General features: G+C 41.8%; 14 protein-coding genes. All 14 read right to left on the reverse strand.

Annotation, left to right across the window (positions count from 1 at the left end):
- Positions 1–670 precede the first annotated feature (670 nt).
- Positions 671–1,819, reverse strand: coding sequence for a glycosyltransferase family 4 protein (locus RIG66_RS33460; protein WP_446384376.1), 1,149 nt, complete (start codon positions 1,817–1,819; stop codon positions 671–673).
- Complete coding sequence (locus RIG66_RS33465; RefSeq protein ID WP_446384378.1) at positions 1,812–2,885, reverse strand: glycosyltransferase family 1 protein; 1,074 nt, start codon at positions 2,883–2,885, stop codon at positions 1,812–1,814. Before RIG66_RS33465 ends, RIG66_RS33460 begins: the two co-directional genes overlap by 8 nt.
- Positions 2,886–2,889: 4 nt before the next feature.
- The gene (locus tag RIG66_RS33470) at positions 2,890–3,744 is read right to left on the reverse strand and encodes a sulfotransferase family protein (RefSeq protein WP_446384380.1); all 855 of its coding nucleotides are present in this window, start codon (positions 3,742–3,744) and stop codon (positions 2,890–2,892) included.
- A 47-nt stretch (positions 3,745–3,791) separates the two neighbouring features.
- Positions 3,792–5,213: an O-antigen ligase domain-containing protein gene (locus tag RIG66_RS33475; RefSeq protein WP_446384382.1), complete on the reverse strand. Its 1,422-nt coding sequence runs from the start codon at positions 5,211–5,213 to the stop codon at positions 3,792–3,794.
- A gap of 38 nt (positions 5,214–5,251) precedes the next feature.
- Positions 5,252–6,178, reverse strand: a complete 927-nt coding sequence (locus tag RIG66_RS33480; protein WP_446384384.1) for a sulfotransferase family protein — start codon at positions 6,176–6,178, stop codon at positions 5,252–5,254.
- A gap of 58 nt (positions 6,179–6,236) precedes the next feature.
- Entirely contained in the window at positions 6,237–7,181 is a 945-nt protein-coding gene (locus tag RIG66_RS33485; protein WP_446384386.1) for a glycosyltransferase family 2 protein, read from the reverse strand.
- A 49-nt stretch (positions 7,182–7,230) separates the two neighbouring features.
- Positions 7,231–8,355: a glycosyltransferase family 4 protein gene (locus tag RIG66_RS33490; protein ID WP_446384388.1), complete on the reverse strand. Its 1,125-nt coding sequence runs from the start codon at positions 8,353–8,355 to the stop codon at positions 7,231–7,233.
- A 71-nt stretch (positions 8,356–8,426) separates the two neighbouring features.
- Positions 8,427–10,439 (reverse strand): CRTAC1 family protein, encoded by a 2,013-nt coding sequence (locus tag RIG66_RS33495; protein ID WP_446384389.1) that lies wholly within the window; start codon positions 10,437–10,439, stop codon positions 8,427–8,429.
- A gap of 73 nt (positions 10,440–10,512) precedes the next feature.
- The gene (locus tag RIG66_RS33500; protein ID WP_446384391.1) at positions 10,513–11,406 is read right to left on the reverse strand and encodes a sulfotransferase family protein; all 894 of its coding nucleotides are present in this window, start codon (positions 11,404–11,406) and stop codon (positions 10,513–10,515) included.
- A gap of 167 nt (positions 11,407–11,573) precedes the next feature.
- Complete coding sequence (locus RIG66_RS33505; protein ID WP_446384393.1) at positions 11,574–12,455, reverse strand: sulfotransferase; 882 nt, start codon at positions 12,453–12,455, stop codon at positions 11,574–11,576.
- A gap of 19 nt (positions 12,456–12,474) precedes the next feature.
- Positions 12,475–15,714, reverse strand: a complete 3,240-nt coding sequence (locus tag RIG66_RS33510) for an FG-GAP-like repeat-containing protein (RefSeq protein ID WP_446384395.1) — start codon at positions 15,712–15,714, stop codon at positions 12,475–12,477.
- A gap of 197 nt (positions 15,715–15,911) precedes the next feature.
- The gene (locus RIG66_RS33515; protein WP_446384397.1) at positions 15,912–16,475 is read right to left on the reverse strand and encodes an FG-GAP repeat domain-containing protein; all 564 of its coding nucleotides are present in this window, start codon (positions 16,473–16,475) and stop codon (positions 15,912–15,914) included.
- Positions 16,476–16,626: 151 nt separating this feature from the next.
- On the reverse strand, positions 16,627–17,538 hold the full coding sequence (locus RIG66_RS33520; protein ID WP_446384399.1) for a sulfotransferase family protein: 912 nt from the start codon (positions 17,536–17,538) through the stop codon (positions 16,627–16,629).
- A 16-nt stretch (positions 17,539–17,554) separates the two neighbouring features.
- On the reverse strand, positions 17,555–19,405 hold the full coding sequence (hepA, locus tag RIG66_RS33525) for a heterocyst formation ABC transporter subunit HepA (protein WP_446384401.1): 1,851 nt from the start codon (positions 19,403–19,405) through the stop codon (positions 17,555–17,557).
- Between the last annotated feature and the right edge of the window lie 89 nt (positions 19,406–19,494).

A 19,494-nucleotide genomic window follows, 5' to 3' on the forward strand; every position in this document is an offset into this window, starting at 1 on the left:
GCCGGATATCTCTGGGGAAAATGAGGGAGTTAAAGACGAGTAAAACTTTTCGGTCATAGTTAAATTAATTCCTCTTAATTAACTTCAAACTACATTTGCGTAACATTTACGCAAATTTAGTTTTTTTGTCCAAAGTCCAAAGGCAACAGGAAGAGCCAGATAATTCTCTACAATGTTCAGCAGCCGTTCTTCCAGTCCCCAGTGGAAAAGCTGAGGATATTCCATGAGCTGATCAGGTGGAACTTTAATCAAATAGTCTTTGGGGTTGCTCGGTGAAGCGGCTAGGATTTTTGGTAATAGAGTTTGAGACGCATGGATTAGTTGACAGGTTAAGGGAATCTGTAAGTTGTCTAACGAGGTGACAAAAATTCCTTCCTGTTCCAGTGAATTGACAATTTCTAAGTCACACCGAGAAAGGATGGGTTTATGGGTGGCATAGGCTTGTACGGCTTTATGACAAGCCCGCTCACGGCGAATTTTGAGGGGGTTTTATTTGAGAAAATTCTCTTAATATTTTATGGCGAATTCGGGTTGAAAATTGACGCATTTGGTTAATTTGAGTCGCTCGAAAAATTGGGTAATCAGGATAAATAAAACAAAAAATTACATCATAGAATACACAAAATGGGTAAAATTTATTCCCTGCTCCCAGACGTGCCATGGCACGTCTCTACAGCAGAACTTTACGCACCTGTTGGGCAATATTATGCCAGTTGAAATTGCGGCAAGCATAGTCTTGACAAATGGTTCGAGAGGGCATGGAGATTTCTCCGGTGAGTAATGTTTGTAATTTTTGGGCGATCGCGTCTTCATCGGCTGAGTCTGTGATCAGTTCCGGAGAGAAGGGGGCTAAAATTTCTGGCATTCCCCCCACAGGCGTACACAGAACCGGGGTACCCGATGCCAGAGATTCCAGTACAATTAAGCCAAATCCTTCCAGAGACTGACTGGGAATCACCGTCAAGTCAGCGGCTTGATAGGCGATGGGTAAAAACTCATCGGGTAAATACCCTAGGAATTTAACGTGATTGTTGAGTCCTAATTCTGTGGCTTGTTTTTCCAAGGATTCTCTGAGGGTTCCTTTCCCCGCGATCGCTAACCAGACATCAGGAATCTGAGATATGATTTTTGCCAGGGCAGTTAAGAGGATATCAATTCCCATGCGCTGAACCAGGCGACGGGGAGTAAACAAAATCATCCGATCTTGATGCCAGTTGAGCTGTTCTCGCGCCTGTTGACGGGATAAGCTGGGTTGAAATCGATAGGTATCGACACCACCGGGAATGATGTGAATTTTGTGCCAAGGAATCTGATAATACTGGTGCAAGATTGTACCAAAGGCGTGACTGAGGACGATGAAGCGATCGCACCGATTATAAACCCGCTGTTCCATCCACCGCTTGACGAATACCGCTAGATTGTTGCTACCTGCCAGATGACTCTCCATTGCCCAAGGGCCATGAAAGGTGAAGGTAATGGGTACTTTTTCCGGTAAGAGGGATAACAGAGGCAAACTGTAGAGGGCAAAATGCAGGTTTATCGCATCCGGGGGCGGCGCTTGTCGGTTTAAAAATTGGCGGCGGGTTGACCAAAGCCGTTGCCACAAGGGACTATCAGGTTCAGCAAAGTTCGTTAGTTTTAGGGGAGAGTTGGCTGGAGTTGGCGGGAGTCCCACACCGCACAATTCCACCGTATCCTGTCCAGCAGCGAGGTTGTGGGTTAGTTCGTATACATAGCGATCCAGTCCACCTGGCATTTGGGGTAACCAGCCATTGCCGATACAGAGAATATAGGCAGATTTTGCCGTAAGATTACTCATGGTAATTTGTGCAAGACTCCGGATCAGATTGAGTTCCATTTAACGTTTCAGCAATGTACTGACCCACCACTGTTTCCGAGCATTTGGTTTGCCACCAGTTCAACGCTTCCTGATGTAACCTCTGGATTAAGGATGGATCATTCGTCAGCTTTTCCAATACCGCCTCTAACTCACTCCAATCTTGAATCTGAATCGTCGGCGCTCCATTATAAAACCATCGTGAGGGTAAAGCTTCAGTTACGACAACACAACCATATCGGAGTGCCTCGAAAAAACGATATGTCTCAAAAGACGTTCCTCTAGGAACCAGACATATTTTAGTATCCATCATTTTTTCGGAATAGCTGCTGGCATCTTGGTGAGTTGTGGCATGAAAACCGCGTGTAATTGATAATTCAAATTTTAAATTTTGGTATTTCTCCTTAAGCTTATCGACAATCACAATCATTTTTTGACGAGAAACAATTTTCGGGTCTTTCAACCAATATTTTAAGGAATTTTTGCTATATTTTTTTTGAGCTAAACTGCCTGCAAAGAATACATCATAACTCCTAGTTTCTATAGTCTTAATGGGTAGATCTAACTGTTTGTAGTAACCAAGTGGAATATCATAAATTGGTGGCAACTTAGCCAGAGATGAAGGTAAATTTTTAATCACCTGAAACCCATAATTGAACAAACCGGGTAAACGTGCCACCGAGATCAGCATAAATTGACTGAGGGTGAGAACGTTGACGTAGGACTGATTGAGCAGGGGATTACATCCCAGACTACGGCGCGTACCATAGCATTTAAACACAGCACGTACCTGATTAAAATAGCGGGGGATACGACACCACTCATCTCCTTGGACAACAGCGACCACATTTTGTCCGTATGATGGCAGCTTAGAGATATCCCAGGTGAGGTAAAAGGTTAAACCCTGTACCTGCAAATTCTTCTCCATCGCCTGAAATACCTTCCCAAAGTAAGCACACTCAGGAACAATATGGCAGTCTTCTTGCCAAGGATTCCAAGCAATGGGTTCTCGATTTTTGGAGCAGACATAGTACTGGTTAGAAATCATAATTTTACCAGGGATATCCCAGTTTAGACATTGTTGGTTCCATGATTTCCTTGATCTCTTTAAGTATGTTTGGATCTAATGAATCTTTCCACTTATTCGTTCGCGATGGGTCGGCTGTTGACCGGGCATAATTGATGATCGGCTCAGGAGAATCGAGTTCAGCAAAATTCGTAATTTCTTCAATTTTCTCCTGCGGCGAACTGACCAAATCTTCATAGCGTATTTCTAGATAATTTTCTGGAGGCAACTTTCTGCCTTCAGCAATCGCTATTTCCATTGTTTCAGACCACTGTTTTGCCAGCAATGCTTCGCGGGAATATTGGTTGACCCATTCTTGCCATCCTGGGGGTCTTGCACCCCAGTAGTCTAAGGGGATACCCAGCATTCTTTTGAGACGAGATGTGATCCGGGGCAGAAATACCGACCATTCCAAAACTGGGACTTCTTTGAGTCGAGAATAGGCTTCCTTCCAAGGGACATTCTTGGGGCGATTCAATTCTTTTTTCGTAGAATTAATTACGGAACGACCATCCCGGAGTACCATAATAATTTTGGCATCCGGGAAGACTGCCTGTATAAAAGAAATGCGTAGACAATTCCTAGGCGTCTTATCGCAAATTCGTTTTTTTTGATATTTTTCCAGGTAGTCAGAGAATCTTTTTTGAATATAACGTTTAATTTTGGGATTCAGATCGTTCTCGGTGAGCTGATCATTTGTTTTATGGGTATTTCCCCACATCCAAATATTACTAATTTCTGCCCAGCAAGCGAGATCAGGATGTTGGTCAAAGGCTTTGCCTAACCACGTTGTTCCTGAACGGGGAGCGCCGAGAATAAAAATAGGTTTTTCAATTGGCATAATCACCGTCTAATTCAACTCCAAGATAAGTGGTAAAAACGTAATTTCTATGACCATTTATTCCTTTGATGTTGCGGCAAAGACTGTCTCAACTGGATCAGACGTTGATGGTGGTGATACTGATGAGCGGCTAGACCGATGCCTAAAAACCCCCAAAGAATTGTACCCGATACGCCCAGCATTGGCACATTGATCGGCAGTCTGACCACGGCACTAATCACAGCGGCACGAGCGCCAATAGCAAAGGGATCGAAACCCACTTCAGAACTTTTAAACAAGCTAAAAATCAGTAATAGCATTCCTCCCATATAAAAAATAGTGCCAATCCAACCCAACTGAAAAAGCATCACTAAAATCGAGTTATCCGTCGCTACACCACCGATTCCCAAACCCACAACACTGCTCAGTGCATCTCCAAATACCATTTTAAAATAAGCCTGTCTGTTCTGAAAACTATTGTCATCTCCAAGACTGGAAAAGGTTTCCAATCGCTCACTAATTTTTTCGGAGAAGGGTTCTAGCGTCGATAAAGGAATAACCAGAATTAGAATCGCCAAAAGGGTAATAATTAAACTGATGCGCTGCTTTGGCTTCAGAGAACTGATCAGCGTCAGTAATCCTGCCAACCAACCCAGCCAACTCGAACGGGCAAAGGTGAGCAATAAGCCTGAATAACCAGCGACTGAAGCCAGCACCTTTAAACCGTTTTGTTGATAATTACTTAATAACAGTAGCAAACCTGCTGCCATCATCGCCGCAAAAGGTTCGGTAGAATTGAGTGTACTCCACACTCGGAATCCAAAAGGTTCAGGAGTGCCAGACGTTGACAATCCTGAATTAATCAACCAAAATCGATCCCACTCCGGGACGATCACATACTGTATGATTCCATACACTCCCATCACCAATACACCCCAGACAAAAACGCGCTGAATATTTTGGCGGTAATCGGGGTAATTGCGCCAATTCAAAAATAAGTGATATCCTAACAAGATTGGTGCTAGCCACTCCAACGAGGCGAGGCAAGCCGCAACGGGAGTCTTGGAAATAAATCCCACACAAAAGCTATAAAATACACCGACAATCGAGAGAACAAAAGGTAAGCTACCTTGGCGATGAGTTTTGGGAAGATTTTTCCAAAGGGTTGTTAGAGTAATTAACGTAACTAGGAAAGGGGCTAACAGAATCGGGCTGGGATTGCTAAAGCCACTCCGATAATCGGCTAAGCGACGGACAAAAGGTGTCAAAAACCACATCCACCAACTAAAACCAATGTAAAGGACTGGATAGCGAAAATATAGGAACAAGCCGACGGCGAAAGCCCCCACTGGAAAAGCAAGGTTCAGTATCTTGCCAGCACCTGCCAGAATACACAGCGCACAGAAGAAGACAAGTGCTAAGATAGCTGTCCAAGCGGGCGCGGGTTGCAACTCCAGGCGAAAACTTGCAGGTAGTGGTCTATCGCTCACTGAATATCTCCCCAGTCAAAGCAGTTCAAGGTTTTGATTTAACTACGGTTCCAGTGAGTTAGGTCATGCCCAATCAGAGTACTGAGTTGTTCTACTTCTGAGGTAAACCTCTTGGTCAGATATTGACGCAGCTCAGTGTCCATAGGCGGACGGCTGGCTTTTTTTACCATAAATTTTTTGTGAATTTTAACGAAAATTTTGTGTAAAAACATTTGAACATGAGATGAAAAGGGAAGGAACTTAAATACTCTACCGGCTCTAAAAATTGTTCTTATAGTTCTTTTATAAGCCCGGAATAAAGCCATGTGTTTTACTTGAGATGTCGTTCGATATCGAGTAAATTCAGTTGGAGTGTTTTGTTGCTCAATGCCGAGAAATCTTAATGTTTTTTGATAAACATTAGCGGTATCTTTGATAAAGTCATCAAAAATAATAATCTGAACCCGTTCTTGACCAAAAACATCAAAGTATCTTTGAATTTGCTCTGTAAATTTGGCAACTTCACTATAAAATAGTAGAGAGGATCTGGTGCAATCTTTGGGAATACGTTTTCCTTGTTTACGGTCATTCTCCGCCTCGATAGCCCTTTTAAAGTCTCTGATATCTTCGTCTAACTCTAATACACATTGATTATGATAAGAGTATAAAAAATCTACCGGATTTCTAAGCATTATGATTATTTTGGCATTTGGATTAAAATTATAGATTTCTTTGGCGGCTATTTTTGAATATAGATATAACGATGAACCTTCTCCACAAATTCTGCCATCGGCATCGTCAAAAAACTCCAAATATTCTTCAATGCTTCTTCTTGGCTTTGTCGGTTTTTCGATCAAATCATAACTAAATTGGTTAGGCTCTTTGAATTTGGATATAAAAACATCTGGGTGTTGAGCCAGGTATTTACAAAGGGATGTTGTTCCACATTTCGGTGCGCCGACAATAAAAAAATCTGGTTTATTCATGAATGATAAGGTGTATGAATTAATTTATACTCTCAACTTCTTCAAAGAGACTCAATATCTAGACATTCTTGCTCATCCTTGACTCTTGCCAGGTTGACCACCCTTGCCATCGTCCTTGTATGGACGCTAACCATTGTTGTCCAGCTAAAGAACCTTGACTGGGTAAAAATCGCAACCATTGCACAAAACCAGGATACTTTCGGGTTCCCACTAAAATTGCCCACACTATAAAAATAATCCGCTGTAAACGTGGCAAATGTTCTAACAACGCTAAGGTTTCATTATGGACAGCATTGGTTAAGGCAATGGGATTAAATTGATGGCGTTGGTCTTCGTCAAAACGCGGTGCTGGATAGTGATTGACGACAACATCGGGATCGTAAATTAACTTCCAGCAATTTCGTTTTAATGCCAAACAAAAGAGAACTTCAAAGTCTACCTGCGCCCCTGTCCCACGCATTCTTTTGTCAAAGCGTAATGCTTTAATTGCACTCTGACGAAAACTCATATTCACTCCCTTAAAAACATCAACCTCTCGGGCGGTACCGATACCAAGATGATGATTGCCAATTAAGCGTCCAAACCATTGCAGGCGACCAACAACCTGCTTAGTTTCAGTCGTCCATAGTTCACCGTGGTAATAAATCATGTCACGCCCCCCGACACCACCAATGCGCGGATCAGACAGAAAATGATGTTCAATTCGTGCCAACCAATCGGTATGGGGAGCCGCATCGTCATCGGTAAAGGCAATGATATCTCCCTGGGCAACGTCCAAACCTGCATTCATTGCCGCCACTACTCCTGGCACCTTTACTTTTACAGTACGTAATGGCAGAATGTTAGGGTCAAAGGTTTCAAAGAATTGCCACGTTTCCGTATCTGTGTCACGAATAATCACCAAGACTTGATTGGCGGGTCGGGTTTGCTTTTGCAGCGCCTCCAGACAGCGTTTTAGGTCTGGCAGGCGTCGATAGGTGGGTATGGTAACGGTGATAATCATTAATATTTTTTAAATAGTTTGGTTGTGCTAAATACTAATAAAATAACGATTAATTAAAACCCAATGATTTAAATAGTTTAACATACTTATGTGCCATATTTGCCCAGCTATGTTGTTCAGCTTTCCGGCGGGCAGCTTGACCCATTTGTTTTCTTTTTTTTGGCGTTCTTGTGAGGATTGTTAGGGCTTGGATCAACGCCTGTGTATCATCCGGATCAGATAAAACGATGCCACAATCTGGGGTAACAATTTCTGCACCACCTGCTGTGGCGGCGGTAATCACCGGGAGTCCAGACGCCATAGCTTCCAGCAGCACCAGAGTGCAAGCTTCATATCGCGAGGGAAACACAAATAAATCCACAGCGTTCATGATTTCAGCAATATCGCTGCGATAGCCGAGAAAATGAACTCGTTGACTTAGATTCAGCTTTTGGGTGAGCTGAGGATAGGGACTTCCGGCTGTACTTCCAGCAACGGCTAGGTGTAACTCAGGCACCTCGACTAAGGCGTGCAGCACCGTATCTAAGTTTTTTCGAGGGGTGCGGATGTCTCCAGCAAAAAACGCCAGGGTAACGGCTTCGGGAAGACCCAGTGGAGTGCGATCGCGTCGTGTGGGACAAAACTCTTGCAAATCAACCCCATTTAAGATCACCTGAATAGACTGGGATGGGATTCCCATCTCTATCAGTTCCTGCTTAACCTTTTGTGAAACCGCCACAACTACTTTGGCTTGAATAAATGCCTGTTTTTCCCACCCAGCATTCAGCTTCGTGTAAAGCCACTGATAGAACCCATAGAGATCACGACGGATACGCCAACTATGCACAGGCGATCGCAGCCAGGAACTGTGGACGAAATGCACGGCGTTAATATCTCCGGGACTACTGCTGATTGCGCCATTAACTTTGACCACATCCAGTTCATCCCGGTGTTTGCTTAACCACTCAGCACTTCGCCAAGAAAAAACTAGATTTCGTAGCAATGCTGTGGGCAATTTTTGGACAGAGATATTAATCCACTGCACCTGACTATTTTGTTGCAAGTCGAGCGCAATCTGACTGGCGATGAGGGTGACGTGATCACCGAGACGGATCGCTTCTTTGACGACTTCATAATTGACTCTGCCTTGACCATCGCCTTTATCCACACTATGGGTGATGATTCCAAGTTTCATACGCGATTAACCTTATCATTACTCCAGCATAATTTAAGCATTTTGCAAAGTTCAATTTTATATCTATTAATTCACTTATTTTCGTGTTTTATTGTTAACAATTGATCGCCGAAAACGTTATTAAACTCCTGCAAGTCACCATCTGGCCAGAAAACTTTCACTGAATCCACATTTTGATGTTTACCGAGTCCAAAGTACAAACGATAATGCCCCTGAGAGTAGTGAGAACCTTCTGACTGACCAACTACCTGAAATTGAACCCTGTCGTCGGGCGTAGTAACCTCAATGTGCGCTCCAATAGCTTGGCGATTTCCAGGCAGTCCTATAAGATTAATCTGAAGCCAGTGATTTGTAGCACTCCTATTCTGATAAAGATCTAAGTTCCAGAAAGAAAAAGAGGTTTTGATCAATGAGGGGAATATTTTTTTTAACCCTCTATTAAATATAGAGTCATGATAATCTCTCGCCATTAGTAGATCTCTGTAACCATCATTATCAACATCCAACCAAGTGCATCTAGCTTGAATTAATGCTTGGGAAAACTTAATTTCAAGCGCGTGCGTTCTTTTGAATTTATGATCTTCTTGTTGGTTATACAATCCATCAGGCACAAGATGTAAATCCATTAAACCATCATTGTCATAATCAACCCAGTTAGCGGTCAGAGCTTCAGAAGGCAAGCCTACTTGTCGTGGTTCAATAATTTCATATTTACCCTCTTTATTAATAAGCAGAGTATTTCTCTGTGGTGAAGCAGCAAATACATCTAAATCGCCATCTGCATCATAGTCAGCAATTGTCAACTTGTTACTATCAATGAACGTCTTCGCTACACTTCCAGTATTTGAACCAATTAACTGTGGTTCAAATTTTCCAGCCTCATTAACGTATAACCAAAAAGCTTCTTCGTCTACCCAAAAAAAGTCTATATCTCTATCTCTATCAGCATCTAGCCAGAAAAATGTTCCCATTTCCTGCATATCAAGATTTACTTCTGTTGCAACATTAATAAATTTTTCATTCTTACCCTGGCGATACAACTGATTAGAATGAGCATGAGTTTCACCACCGAGTTCAAAACACATAATGTACAAATCAAGAAGATTATCACTATCAAAATCAACCCAAGCAGTCTGCATTCCTGGACACCCGTTCTTAGTAATGTCTAATTCCTCTATGGGCTTCTTTTCATAATTCAAGTCACCTTGAGAGATAAGCAATTCATCACTATATGATTCAGGTAGTTTATCTATTCTCCCCTTAAGACCGCCGCGAACTATAAACACATCAGTAATACCATCTTGGTCATAGTCTGCCCAAGCCATACCATGACGATCTCTTAAATAAAAAGAAAAGTCGTGAGAACTTGGATTTACTCTTTTGTTTCCAATGTATACTTGTTCAAGGGGAATTTGTTTATCAAGCTGAAAAGAAAATGGAATGCTTACGTTATTTGGGGTAAAACTAAAGTTGGAATTTTCGCCTTCAGTAGTAAACTTTATGGTAGTTGCCTCCGCTCCAGAAGCTAATTTATACTCTTTTACATCCAAGTCAAATGAATGTTTTTTTTCTATCTTTACAGGTGCAGAAAAATCAATCATTCCATGTATTTTATCAAGGTTTTTAGTTTGATGAGTTTTTATAACTAAGCTCCTTTCCTGCCAATAAATATAAATTCCTGATGTATCCATTAATGGTTCAGTTCCAGAATACTCTAGACCTGGAAACTCAGGATCTTGATCAAGCCTAAACTTAGAAAGCATATTATCAGTAAATTTTCCACGATCATTGCCAAGCGAAATAAACTGACCATGATTATGATTAGAAGTAAATATATCTAAAATATTGTTAGATTCTATATCTACAACTCCCAGGTCAACCATTTTAAAAGCATTTTTCACTACCAAGCTGTGTGTAAACCAGTTTTTACTTTTCACGGAAAGGTTTATCTCCTCATTGGCTGGCTGTAAAAATATAAAGTGAGCAGTAATAACTATAAGTAAAGTACAAGTGACTAACGTTAGTCTACTTACTGTAGTTAACTGGCATATTTTCCGCAATAAAAAAATTAACTTATTTAGCATTTCCTTTCTCGATATTTTAAATTAATAGTAAATCCTAATCCTAATCCTAATCCTAATCCTAATAATTAGCCTTTTATTCTATCCATTTAGACAGATCTCGCTGAATTAAATCCTGAACTTTCAGGATGTCTTTTCGGTAGATTTCAACTAACTCTTGACGTACTTCTAATGGCAAATGTGGCATCGGCTCTAAATTTAGCTTTAATGCCTTGCTGCGGATGTAATTACGCCATGCCTGAAAAAAAAATGGTTTGAGGAGAGACTTAAGAAAGTTATTCCTTTTAAAAAGGTAGATTAATAGCCTGCTTTTGGGCTTTCCAGATTCATTTTGTTTAGTTAAATCTGGAATAAAACTATCATCCACACCTAAAAAAATAAAAATATCTTGAACTACAGCAATCGAGTTACTTTTAAGATCTTCATAAAGGTAAATTTTAAGCTGCTGTTTACTAAAAATCTCAAAATACCGCTTTAGCTGCTCATAATAAAATCCACTTTCTCGGTAATGCCAAAGATGAGGCCAATTATCAAGTATACGTGCTTTTTCTTCGCGAAGAGCCTGGAGAAAAGTCAGGGTTTCGTATCCGTCTCTGGTTAAATGAGAAAAGCTTGAATAAGCTCTTTCAATTGGATCGCGAAGAATTGCTATGAGTTTAACGTCTGGTATATAGTGTTTTATAAGCTTAGGAGCTCTGGGATCATAAAGGTAGATAGTAGAAGCTTCACCAATAGCTATTTCATTCGTAACTTCATTAAATAAATTACAATATTCATTATAATTAGTAACTGAAGTTTTATTAATCCCCTGAGCAGGACCACGAAAATCTAACTGAATATCTTTTAACGCAAAAAACCTTGGTTCTTTCCTAGTAGTCATAAAAATCTGTGGGTGTTGTTTCAAATAGTAATACAGTGAAGTTGTTCCCGCTTTAGCTGCACCTATCACTAAAAAGTTAGGTAATCTCATAGACATTATTAACCTATTTTTATATTTTTTGGACTTACTATTTTTTTCTTAGTACTATATTGGGCTTTGGATAAAATGCTTTTAAGCACTACGTACAAAGTTTTAATTTGTAATCTTTGCGCTATATGCATTGTAAAACTCATATTTATTTATCCAAAGTCAAATGACTATAAGTATCCATACATTTTAAGCTCTTCCTTAGCAATTTTTTCTGCATGTTTAATTTCTTTGTAATTATGTTGCTTCTTATAAATACCCACTGAGCTTATTTTAGCTTGTTTGAAATTTTCTTGAATCTGATTATTCATACTACAGCCAAAGTGTTCCACTACTGCTTCTCCATGCTTAAGGGGATCTTTCACTAAATCTTCGTACTTTAATAACATAACTCTACCACTAGAAATAACTTCTAGACGAGAAAAGAACTCATAACAGCGGCTCACCATTTCTTTCCACATCCAAATCGCTCTTACGTAAGGTGTAGCCGCCAGAAATTCTGCTTCTAAACCTGGATCAACCCACCAGGGAACATAACGGTGATCATATTTACGACCAAGAGGGACTTCGGCTGTCCGCAAGTGGGTTAACTTTTCATCCGTCAATACATCGTATTTTCGGATCAGAGAATCGGCACAATCCCGACCATCGCGGTAGATATGGACAATGCGACAATTGGGTAAAGCGTTGTAGGTAAATTCTGGGGCAAAACTGAGAAAAGGCTCTTTATAAATGATCCGTTCGATGACTCGTTTTCGTTGCAACGCCTGAATCAGTTCTGTTGTCCCCATCGACTGAGTGAGCCATCTGTGGATTGCCGAAACTCGTTCTTCGGAAATGGATTCCAGAAAATCGATTAAAGAGAACTCAAATCCAGTCAAAAGCGCTTGATACGTTTCAGCACCGAGGTCACGATTGATCAGGTGGGGAATGACAATCGGCAGTAAATGCCCAGAAATACATTCTGAATTAGGTAAAGGTTTTAGAGAATCAAGTAAAAAAGTTGTTCCGGATCGGGGACAACCCAAAATAACATTATAGTCAATGTCCATGGCTGACGATGCTCCCTCTTTAAAAGACCACAATATCGGCAAAACTGATGTTGGCTTGGTTAGACAACGTTGCTAGCAAGATTTGGTCACTACCGCCAGCGCCATCGATATCAAAGAATAGATTACCTGTAGTTTGGTCATAAATAAAGCGATCCTCGCTATCTAATGCTGTTGTTCCCAGGACAAACTGTTCTGCGCTAAGGACACCCTTTACCAGATCACCACCCAATCTTTTACCCTTGACCTGAATTTCGTCATCTGCTACAGAGAAGTCAGTAATCGTGTCTACTCCATCCGTTGTTCGGAAAAAACGGAATCTATCAGATCCTTCGCCTCCTGTAAGCGTGTCATTGCCGAACCCACCAATAAGTAAGTCGTTTCTAAAACCACCATTGAGAATGTCATCACTAAACCCGCCATTAAGATTATCATTGCCAGCATCACCATTAAGAATATCCTCACCACCACCGCCATAAAGCACGTCCCGCTTATCGCCCCCATTTAGGGTATCTTTCCCAGATGCTCCCTTGAGGATGTCCCTACCATTAAAGCCGTTGATAATATCATTATCATCGGTACCGTCAAGCGTATCATCATCAGCCGTACCATTTATTGTTTTATCTTCTATAGCTGGGATAAACTCCAGATAATTAAGATTAAAATCCCCGTTGAGGATATCGACTCGTAATTGCTGAGAGCCAGCAGAAAGGTTAAGATCTTCGACACCTACATTTTGCCAGGTCTGCCAGTCACCCGTTTTGTCAAATTCAAAGGTTTCTGTTTGTCCATCAACTGTAACATTGAAACTGTGAATGCCATCCTTGCCACTAGCGACACGAGCCACCAAATTGTATAGACCAGACTCCGGTACAGTGAAGTCATAGGTTAGCCATTCCCCGGCGTCAGTCCAGCCAACATTAAAACCTCCACCCACATCAGATGTGGCTTGAATATCCACCGGATCATTGCGATAAGCACCGCCAAAATTCTTTTTCGTGGTGTCATAATAACTGATACCCTGACCGCCAGTTACATAGTCTTCAGCTTCGATCCGAATAGGCGTATTGGTAAAGGGGTTAATTGTCAGGTTGACTGTGGCGGTATCTGTACTTTGGAGATCATCAACCTGATACTCAAATTGATCAGTACCTGTGAAATCTACAGCCGGAGTATAGGTGATAAAATCGTCGCTCAAATCATCAGGGGTATCGTTGTCATCAACTACAGCAGTACCGCTGGTTGGAGGGGTCACGATACTCAGCGAGAGTGCATCTGCCTCAGCATCGCTATCGTTACTCAACACATCGATATTGACAGGTATATTTTCAGTAGTGGTTGCATCATCATCTATGGCGATTGGAGCCGTATTTACGTTGCTGTTATCTGCTTCTAAAACTGTAATTAACTGATTCGCTGAGACGTTTTCCAGTTGTTGAACGATTCCACTGGGCCAATGAATTTCTACTAAATCTACTTGAGTATTCTCAGCCAGTCCAAAATGGATGCGCTGGTGATTTTGCGCCCACTTATGAATTCCTCCAGATTGTTCACGCAGTTGGGTCACGCCTCCAGACGTCACAAATACTCGTGCGCCAATTCCGTCTCGGTTGGAGACTGTGCCTTCTAGGTCAATTTGCAGCCAGTTATTGTCATTGCCTTGGTTGCGGAAAAGCTGGTGGGGACCATCATCACTATACAATGGCGTACCTTCCACAAAACCATTGGTGACGAATAAGTCGAGAAAACCATCGAGATCATAGTCAGCTGTCGTTACCGCATCACCTAATCCCAAATTAGAACCGACTGCTCCCCCAGCATTTGACACCGGAAGAAATGTGCCATCTCCTTGATTCTCAAGCAGGATATTTTCTCGGTTTAAAGCTGACCCCGTGGCAACAATATAGAGGTCTATATCCATATCGTTGTCAAAATCACCAGCCGTTACGCTGTTGCTAGGGCTATTGATGGTATTGATACCAGCTTCACTACTAAAATCCACTAATCCTTGATCGGTATTAAGCAATAGTCGATCCGAGGGAAAAGAAGGATTAGGATCAAAACCCAAAGCTGTTAATTCAGAAATTGGTTGAGTTGCTTCAACCCGAATACCTTCTCGATTAATTGAGGTAAAGATTTGCCAACGCTGTAGGCTGGGGTCATAGCCAATATAAATTCCTTGATCAACACCAGGCTGATAAGGATAAACACCGACTACATTGGGATCATCTGGAGATAAGGTGAATTCACTAAAGTTGTCAACCGGAGTGGGATTAAATCCACTAGATCCGATAAAAATCTTGTTAGCGGAAGCCAAGGCAAATTTAAAGGTGACATCTCCGGTTGTATTGAATTGGACACCTGTTGCATTACCATCGGATTCAAGAAATCCTCTAAACTCGTTAGAGTTAACTTGACCTACCTCTACATTTCTACCTCTGCGCGTAAAATAGAGATCTTGACGCAGATCGCCATTGAAGTCAGCCGACACAATATCGCTACCCGAAAACAAATGTATACTTGATAATAAACTAGAGGTTATGTCTTGAAACGGTGTGGACGTTGTGTCAAAAATTGTTTGGTTTTGGGGCAATACAAGATCTAAAACACCATCTCCAGAGAGATCGGATAGAGTGCCAAACTTTACAGTCTCTGATTCAAGTCCGGGGACAACAACCGAACCAACATTCTCAAAACCATTACTGGTTTGGCGAAAAACTGTTGTGGGGTCAAGACCATCTGATCTTGCGGTGGAGCCATGGAAAAGATCGAGCAAACCATCGTTATCAAAGTCAAACCAAATAGGATTTTGCGCCTTGGCGCTGGCGTAAGCTAGACCTAATTCTGGTGCCCGATCTCTGAGTACACCTCCCTCATTAACAAATAATAAATTTGGTTCCGTTGTCGGTGAACCAACAAGCTGTAATAAATCTTGGTCTCCATCATTATCAAAATCTGCCCATGCTGCTCCATGATGATCAGAGCTGGCTCCCAAACCTGCTGTTAATTCTTCTAGCAAGAAGACTGTAGAAGTAGCATCAGAAAAAGTGCCATCTTTCTGATTGAGATATAAAATGCCAGGATGATTAAAGTGATTATTAACCCAGAGATCAGGAAAACTGTCTCCGTTGAAATCACCCCAAGCTGAACCATACGTAAGTCCGGCATAAGATATTCCCGCTGCATCAGTGACGTCTTCAAAACCAAGCGTTGTCGTGGATGTTACGTTATCGTCTGTGGAAGTTGTTCTACTCGTTTCCACGCCCTGATTTGGCGCAACTATTTCTATAAGTGACTGATTAAGGAGTAAATTTTGCTTGGCTGGGGCTTGATCTTGCTCAAATGAAGTTTCAGTATCAACGTTAGAATATAGGAAATTACAAATTACACACATAATCCTGTTAAAATTATTGCCCTTTCTAGATGTATTTTTATGTTAACTTTTTGGAAAAAGCAAAATCAAGTAAATATTTCAACTTCATCAAAACTTCTTATTCCCTGTGCTAGATTTTGGAAATCAAGTATATCACCTTCTAAGGCAAAAATTTTCGGTTCCTTAATCGGACTCATATAAATCTGAGGATGCCAAAGTAAATCAATATCTCTATCTCTATCGGCATCTAACCAGGCAAGGGTTCGCATGTTAGGAAAATCCAGATTGGTTGGGCTAGTCATGTTCACAAACGAACCATCGGAATCCTGACGATAAAGCTGACTTGGTAACGTAGCCGTTTGACCAGTCCCTTGATAACCTACTGTGTAAATATCGAGACGATTATCTGCATTAAAATCCACCCAAGCCGTCGGTAAAGCTGGACAGCCATACTTAACAATATTAACATCAACAACGCCTAAGTCAAATAATCTAAACTCATGGCTTCGTAAAGGACGAGACGTAAACCAGGTTTTATTTTCTGTAGAAAGATTTAATTCTTCATTGTCAGGTTGCCCAACGATATAGTTAATTGCAATCACTAATACAGCCGTACAAATCACTAAAGCTAATGTACGAATGGTCAACATTGGGGATTTAGTCTTTAAACGCTTAATCATTATTAGATGCATTTTTTAGAGTTATTCAAAAAACTCATTCATGTTAAGCTGTTATGCATTTAAATTGGGAATGGGCAGTGACCAAGATAGTTGCACCACCAGGATTTCGCAGTTCCTAACATTATGGTTTAAATGCCGAACAGCTTATCCAGTGAGAAAGGTCTCGTTGGATCAGATCCTGAAGCTTTAAAATATCGTCTTTGTAGAGTTTCAGCAAGTCTTGGCGATCCTCTGGTGATAAAATCGGTTTTGCCCCTAAGTTTTGTTTATCAAAGGTTTCAGCAATATTTCGACGCAGCTGTTCCGAAAAGAGCGGTTTTAACGCCGACTTAATCGGGTTGTCTCGATTAAACAGAGAATACAGTAGCCTACTTTTAGGAACGCCCGATATATTTTTTCGACTTAAGTCAGGGATAAATGTATCATCTACACCCAGAAATCTAAAAATATCTTGGACAACAGCCGTCGAGTTTGCCGCGAGTTCTTCATAAAGGTAGAGTTTGATCTGCGATCGCTCAAATGTATCCAAGTAGCGTTTGAGTTGTTCATAATAGAATCCTTGTTGCTTGTAGTAAAACAGAGGTGCCCATTTCTGCTGTATCCGGGTTTGCTCCTCCCTTAAAGCTTCGGCAAAGGAAAGGGTTTCATACCCTTCTCGAACTAAGTGAGCGAAACTGGAGAAAGCCCGATCAACGGGATGACGCAAGATGGCGATGAGCTTTACATTGGGGAGGTAGTGCTTTATCCTGGTTGCCGCTTTGGAACTGTAAAGGTAGATTGGGGAAGCTTCACCGATCGCAATCTGATCAGATACCGCCCGAAACAGTTCGCTGTAGGCAGCAATGCTGGTTCTAGACGTTCGATTGATTCCTTGATCCGGACCTTGAAAATCAAGGGGTTCCCCCTCTAAAGCAAAGAATTTGGGTTCCTTAACCGGACTCATATAAATTTGCGGGTGTTGTTGGAGATAGTAATAGAGTGAGCTGGTTCCCGCTTTAGCAGCACCGATAATCAAAAAATTAGGAAGTACCATAAAATCACCTGATCTCCTAGCCGACTTGCCCCAATTCATGCTGCATTTGGTGATAGTTCCAAAGCTTACCCCGATGTTCTAACAACTCCTGATATCCTCCTTGTTCCACAATCCGTCCCTGCTCAAGTACCACAACTTTATCCGCCCGCATAATCGTCGATAACCGATGGGCGATCGCAATCACGGTTCGTCCTACTGAAAGTTGCTCTAATGACTCCTGAATCAGCCGCTCTGACACCGAGTCTAAAGCACTCGTAGCTTCATCCAGAATCAGAATATCCGGATTACGCAGCAGCGCTCGCGCGATCGCAATCCGTTGTCGTTGTCCCCCTGATAACCTGACTCCGCGATCGCCTAAGCAGGTGTCAAACCCTTGGGGCATTTCTTCGATAAACTCTAAGGCATTGGCTAAACGAGCCGCTTCCCGAATCGCCGTCTCATCGGCTGCTTGGGTGCCGTAAGCAATATTATTGCGAACCGATGTATTAAAAATAAACGTGTCCTGACTAACAATCGCCAGCCGACGACGTACAGAATGAATGTCAAAGTCCCGCAAATCCATGCCATCCAACAAAATTTTCCCGTGTGTTGGATCATAGAATCGGGGAATTAGATCCGCCAGGGTGGTTTTACCCGCACCCGACGCCCCCACTAAAGCCGTCGTCTTTCCTCGTTCAATGGTTAGCGTAACGTTATGTAAGACAAGATTATCCGCCTCATACCCAAAATCGACACCGACAAACTCAATCCCTCGTTGTAAGCCTTTAAACTGAACGGTTCCATCTTCAAAATAGGGTTTATTGTCAGTTCTGAGTAACTCTTTAATATTATTCAGCGACCCTTGAAAATCACCGAGTTTTGCTCGAGTTCCATTGAATTGACGGACAATGGGCATCAGACGAAACAAAACGAATAAGAATGTCAAAAATGAAGCGGGTTGAAGTTGATTATTGGGAATAAACGTCGCAAATGCAAACAGTAACATTCCGATAATAATCGTAATGGACATCCCCTCCGAAAGCGGTCCAACCAAATTACTCGCTTTCACGATTTTGGTCATCGTGTTGACAATGCCTGAGCTGGCATCATAAAAACGCCTGCGTTCAAAATCCTGGGTAGCAAAGGCGTGAACCGTGCGAATTCCGCTGATAAATTCAACGGCTGTAGCGACAAACATTCCATTGGCTTTTGACCGTTCAAAGCTGGCTTCTCGTACCCGAGCGATCAATGTTGATACTCCAACGGAAAGCAGCGTAAACAACATCAAGGAAATGATCGTCAGTTGCCAGGATATCAACACCATTGAGATGATATAAGCGATGAGCGTTGAACCCCGAGTCAACAGAAAAGCCATCACCTCAAACGACTGTTTAATTTGCTCAATTTCCGTCGTTAAACTATTGAGCAGTTCACCCGAACGAGTCTTAGAAAAATATCTCAGACTCAATCCTTGAAGCTGTTCAAACATTTGCTTTCGCAGCCCATCAATGAGATTAATCTGAGCAATCTTACTATAAACCAGTCCTAAGTAGGTCAATCCACATCGCAGCCAAGTAACCACTAGAATCAGAGCAGATACCCGATAGAGTCGTTCTCTAGCGGGTGCATTGACCGCTAATACCCAAACATCAAACCACTCAATTCCCGTTTTAATTGGCTCAGCTTCTGGGCTGGTAAAACTTTGTAAGAAGGAAAGGATAAACCCAACTCCGAATCCTTCAAAAATTGCCGCCAGTAATGTAAACACCACAGCCAGAACGACAATTTTACGAAAGTTCTTAAACTCCCGAAAGATAAAAGCATTATCCTGCCAAAAGCTGGTGGTTTTCAGGAAATTGCGGATTGGGTTAGGAACCTTTAGGAGCATGGTTGTTTGATCAACAGCAGGGTTAGACTAGGGTTCAGTTGGGAGCCTCTCGATGCCAGCGAAAACATTCATTCACTTGAAACGTTTTC

The organism is Coleofasciculus sp. E2-BRE-01, from assembly GCF_040221695.1.
Taxonomy (GTDB): Bacteria; Cyanobacteriota; Cyanobacteriia; order Cyanobacteriales; family Coleofasciculaceae; genus Coleofasciculus.

Excerpts from the sequence above, each read along its gene's own strand:
- RIG66_RS33500 (WP_446384391.1), bottom strand. The coding sequence starts at position 11,406 with ATGAGATTACCTAACTTTTTAGTGATAGGTGCAGCTAAAGCGGGAACA.
- RIG66_RS33505 (WP_446384393.1), bottom strand. The coding sequence starts at position 12,455 with ATGGACATTGACTATAATGTTATTTTGGGTTGTCCCCGATCCGGAACA.
- RIG66_RS33520 (WP_446384399.1), bottom strand. The coding sequence starts at position 17,538 with ATGGTACTTCCTAATTTTTTGATTATCGGTGCTGCTAAAGCGGGAACC.
- RIG66_RS33485 (WP_446384386.1), bottom strand. The coding sequence starts at position 7,181 with ATGATTATCACCGTTACCATACCCACCTATCGACGCCTGCCAGACCTA.
- RIG66_RS33480 (WP_446384384.1), bottom strand. The coding sequence starts at position 6,178 with ATGAATAAACCAGATTTTTTTATTGTCGGCGCACCGAAATGTGGAACA.
- RIG66_RS33515 (WP_446384397.1), bottom strand. The coding sequence starts at position 16,475 with ATGTTGACCATTCGTACATTAGCTTTAGTGATTTGTACGGCTGTATTA.
- RIG66_RS33465 (WP_446384378.1), bottom strand. The coding sequence starts at position 2,885 with ATGATTTCTAACCAGTACTATGTCTGCTCCAAAAATCGAGAACCCATT.
- RIG66_RS33470 (WP_446384380.1), bottom strand. The coding sequence starts at position 3,744 with ATGCCAATTGAAAAACCTATTTTTATTCTCGGCGCTCCCCGTTCAGGA.
- RIG66_RS33495 (WP_446384389.1), bottom strand. The coding sequence starts at position 10,439 with ATGCTAAATAAGTTAATTTTTTTATTGCGGAAAATATGCCAGTTAACT.
- hepA (WP_446384401.1), bottom strand. The coding sequence starts at position 19,405 with ATGCTCCTAAAGGTTCCTAACCCAATCCGCAATTTCCTGAAAACCACC.
- RIG66_RS33460 (WP_446384376.1), bottom strand. The coding sequence starts at position 1,819 with ATGAGTAATCTTACGGCAAAATCTGCCTATATTCTCTGTATCGGCAAT.
- RIG66_RS33490 (WP_446384388.1), bottom strand. The coding sequence starts at position 8,355 with ATGAAACTTGGAATCATCACCCATAGTGTGGATAAAGGCGATGGTCAA.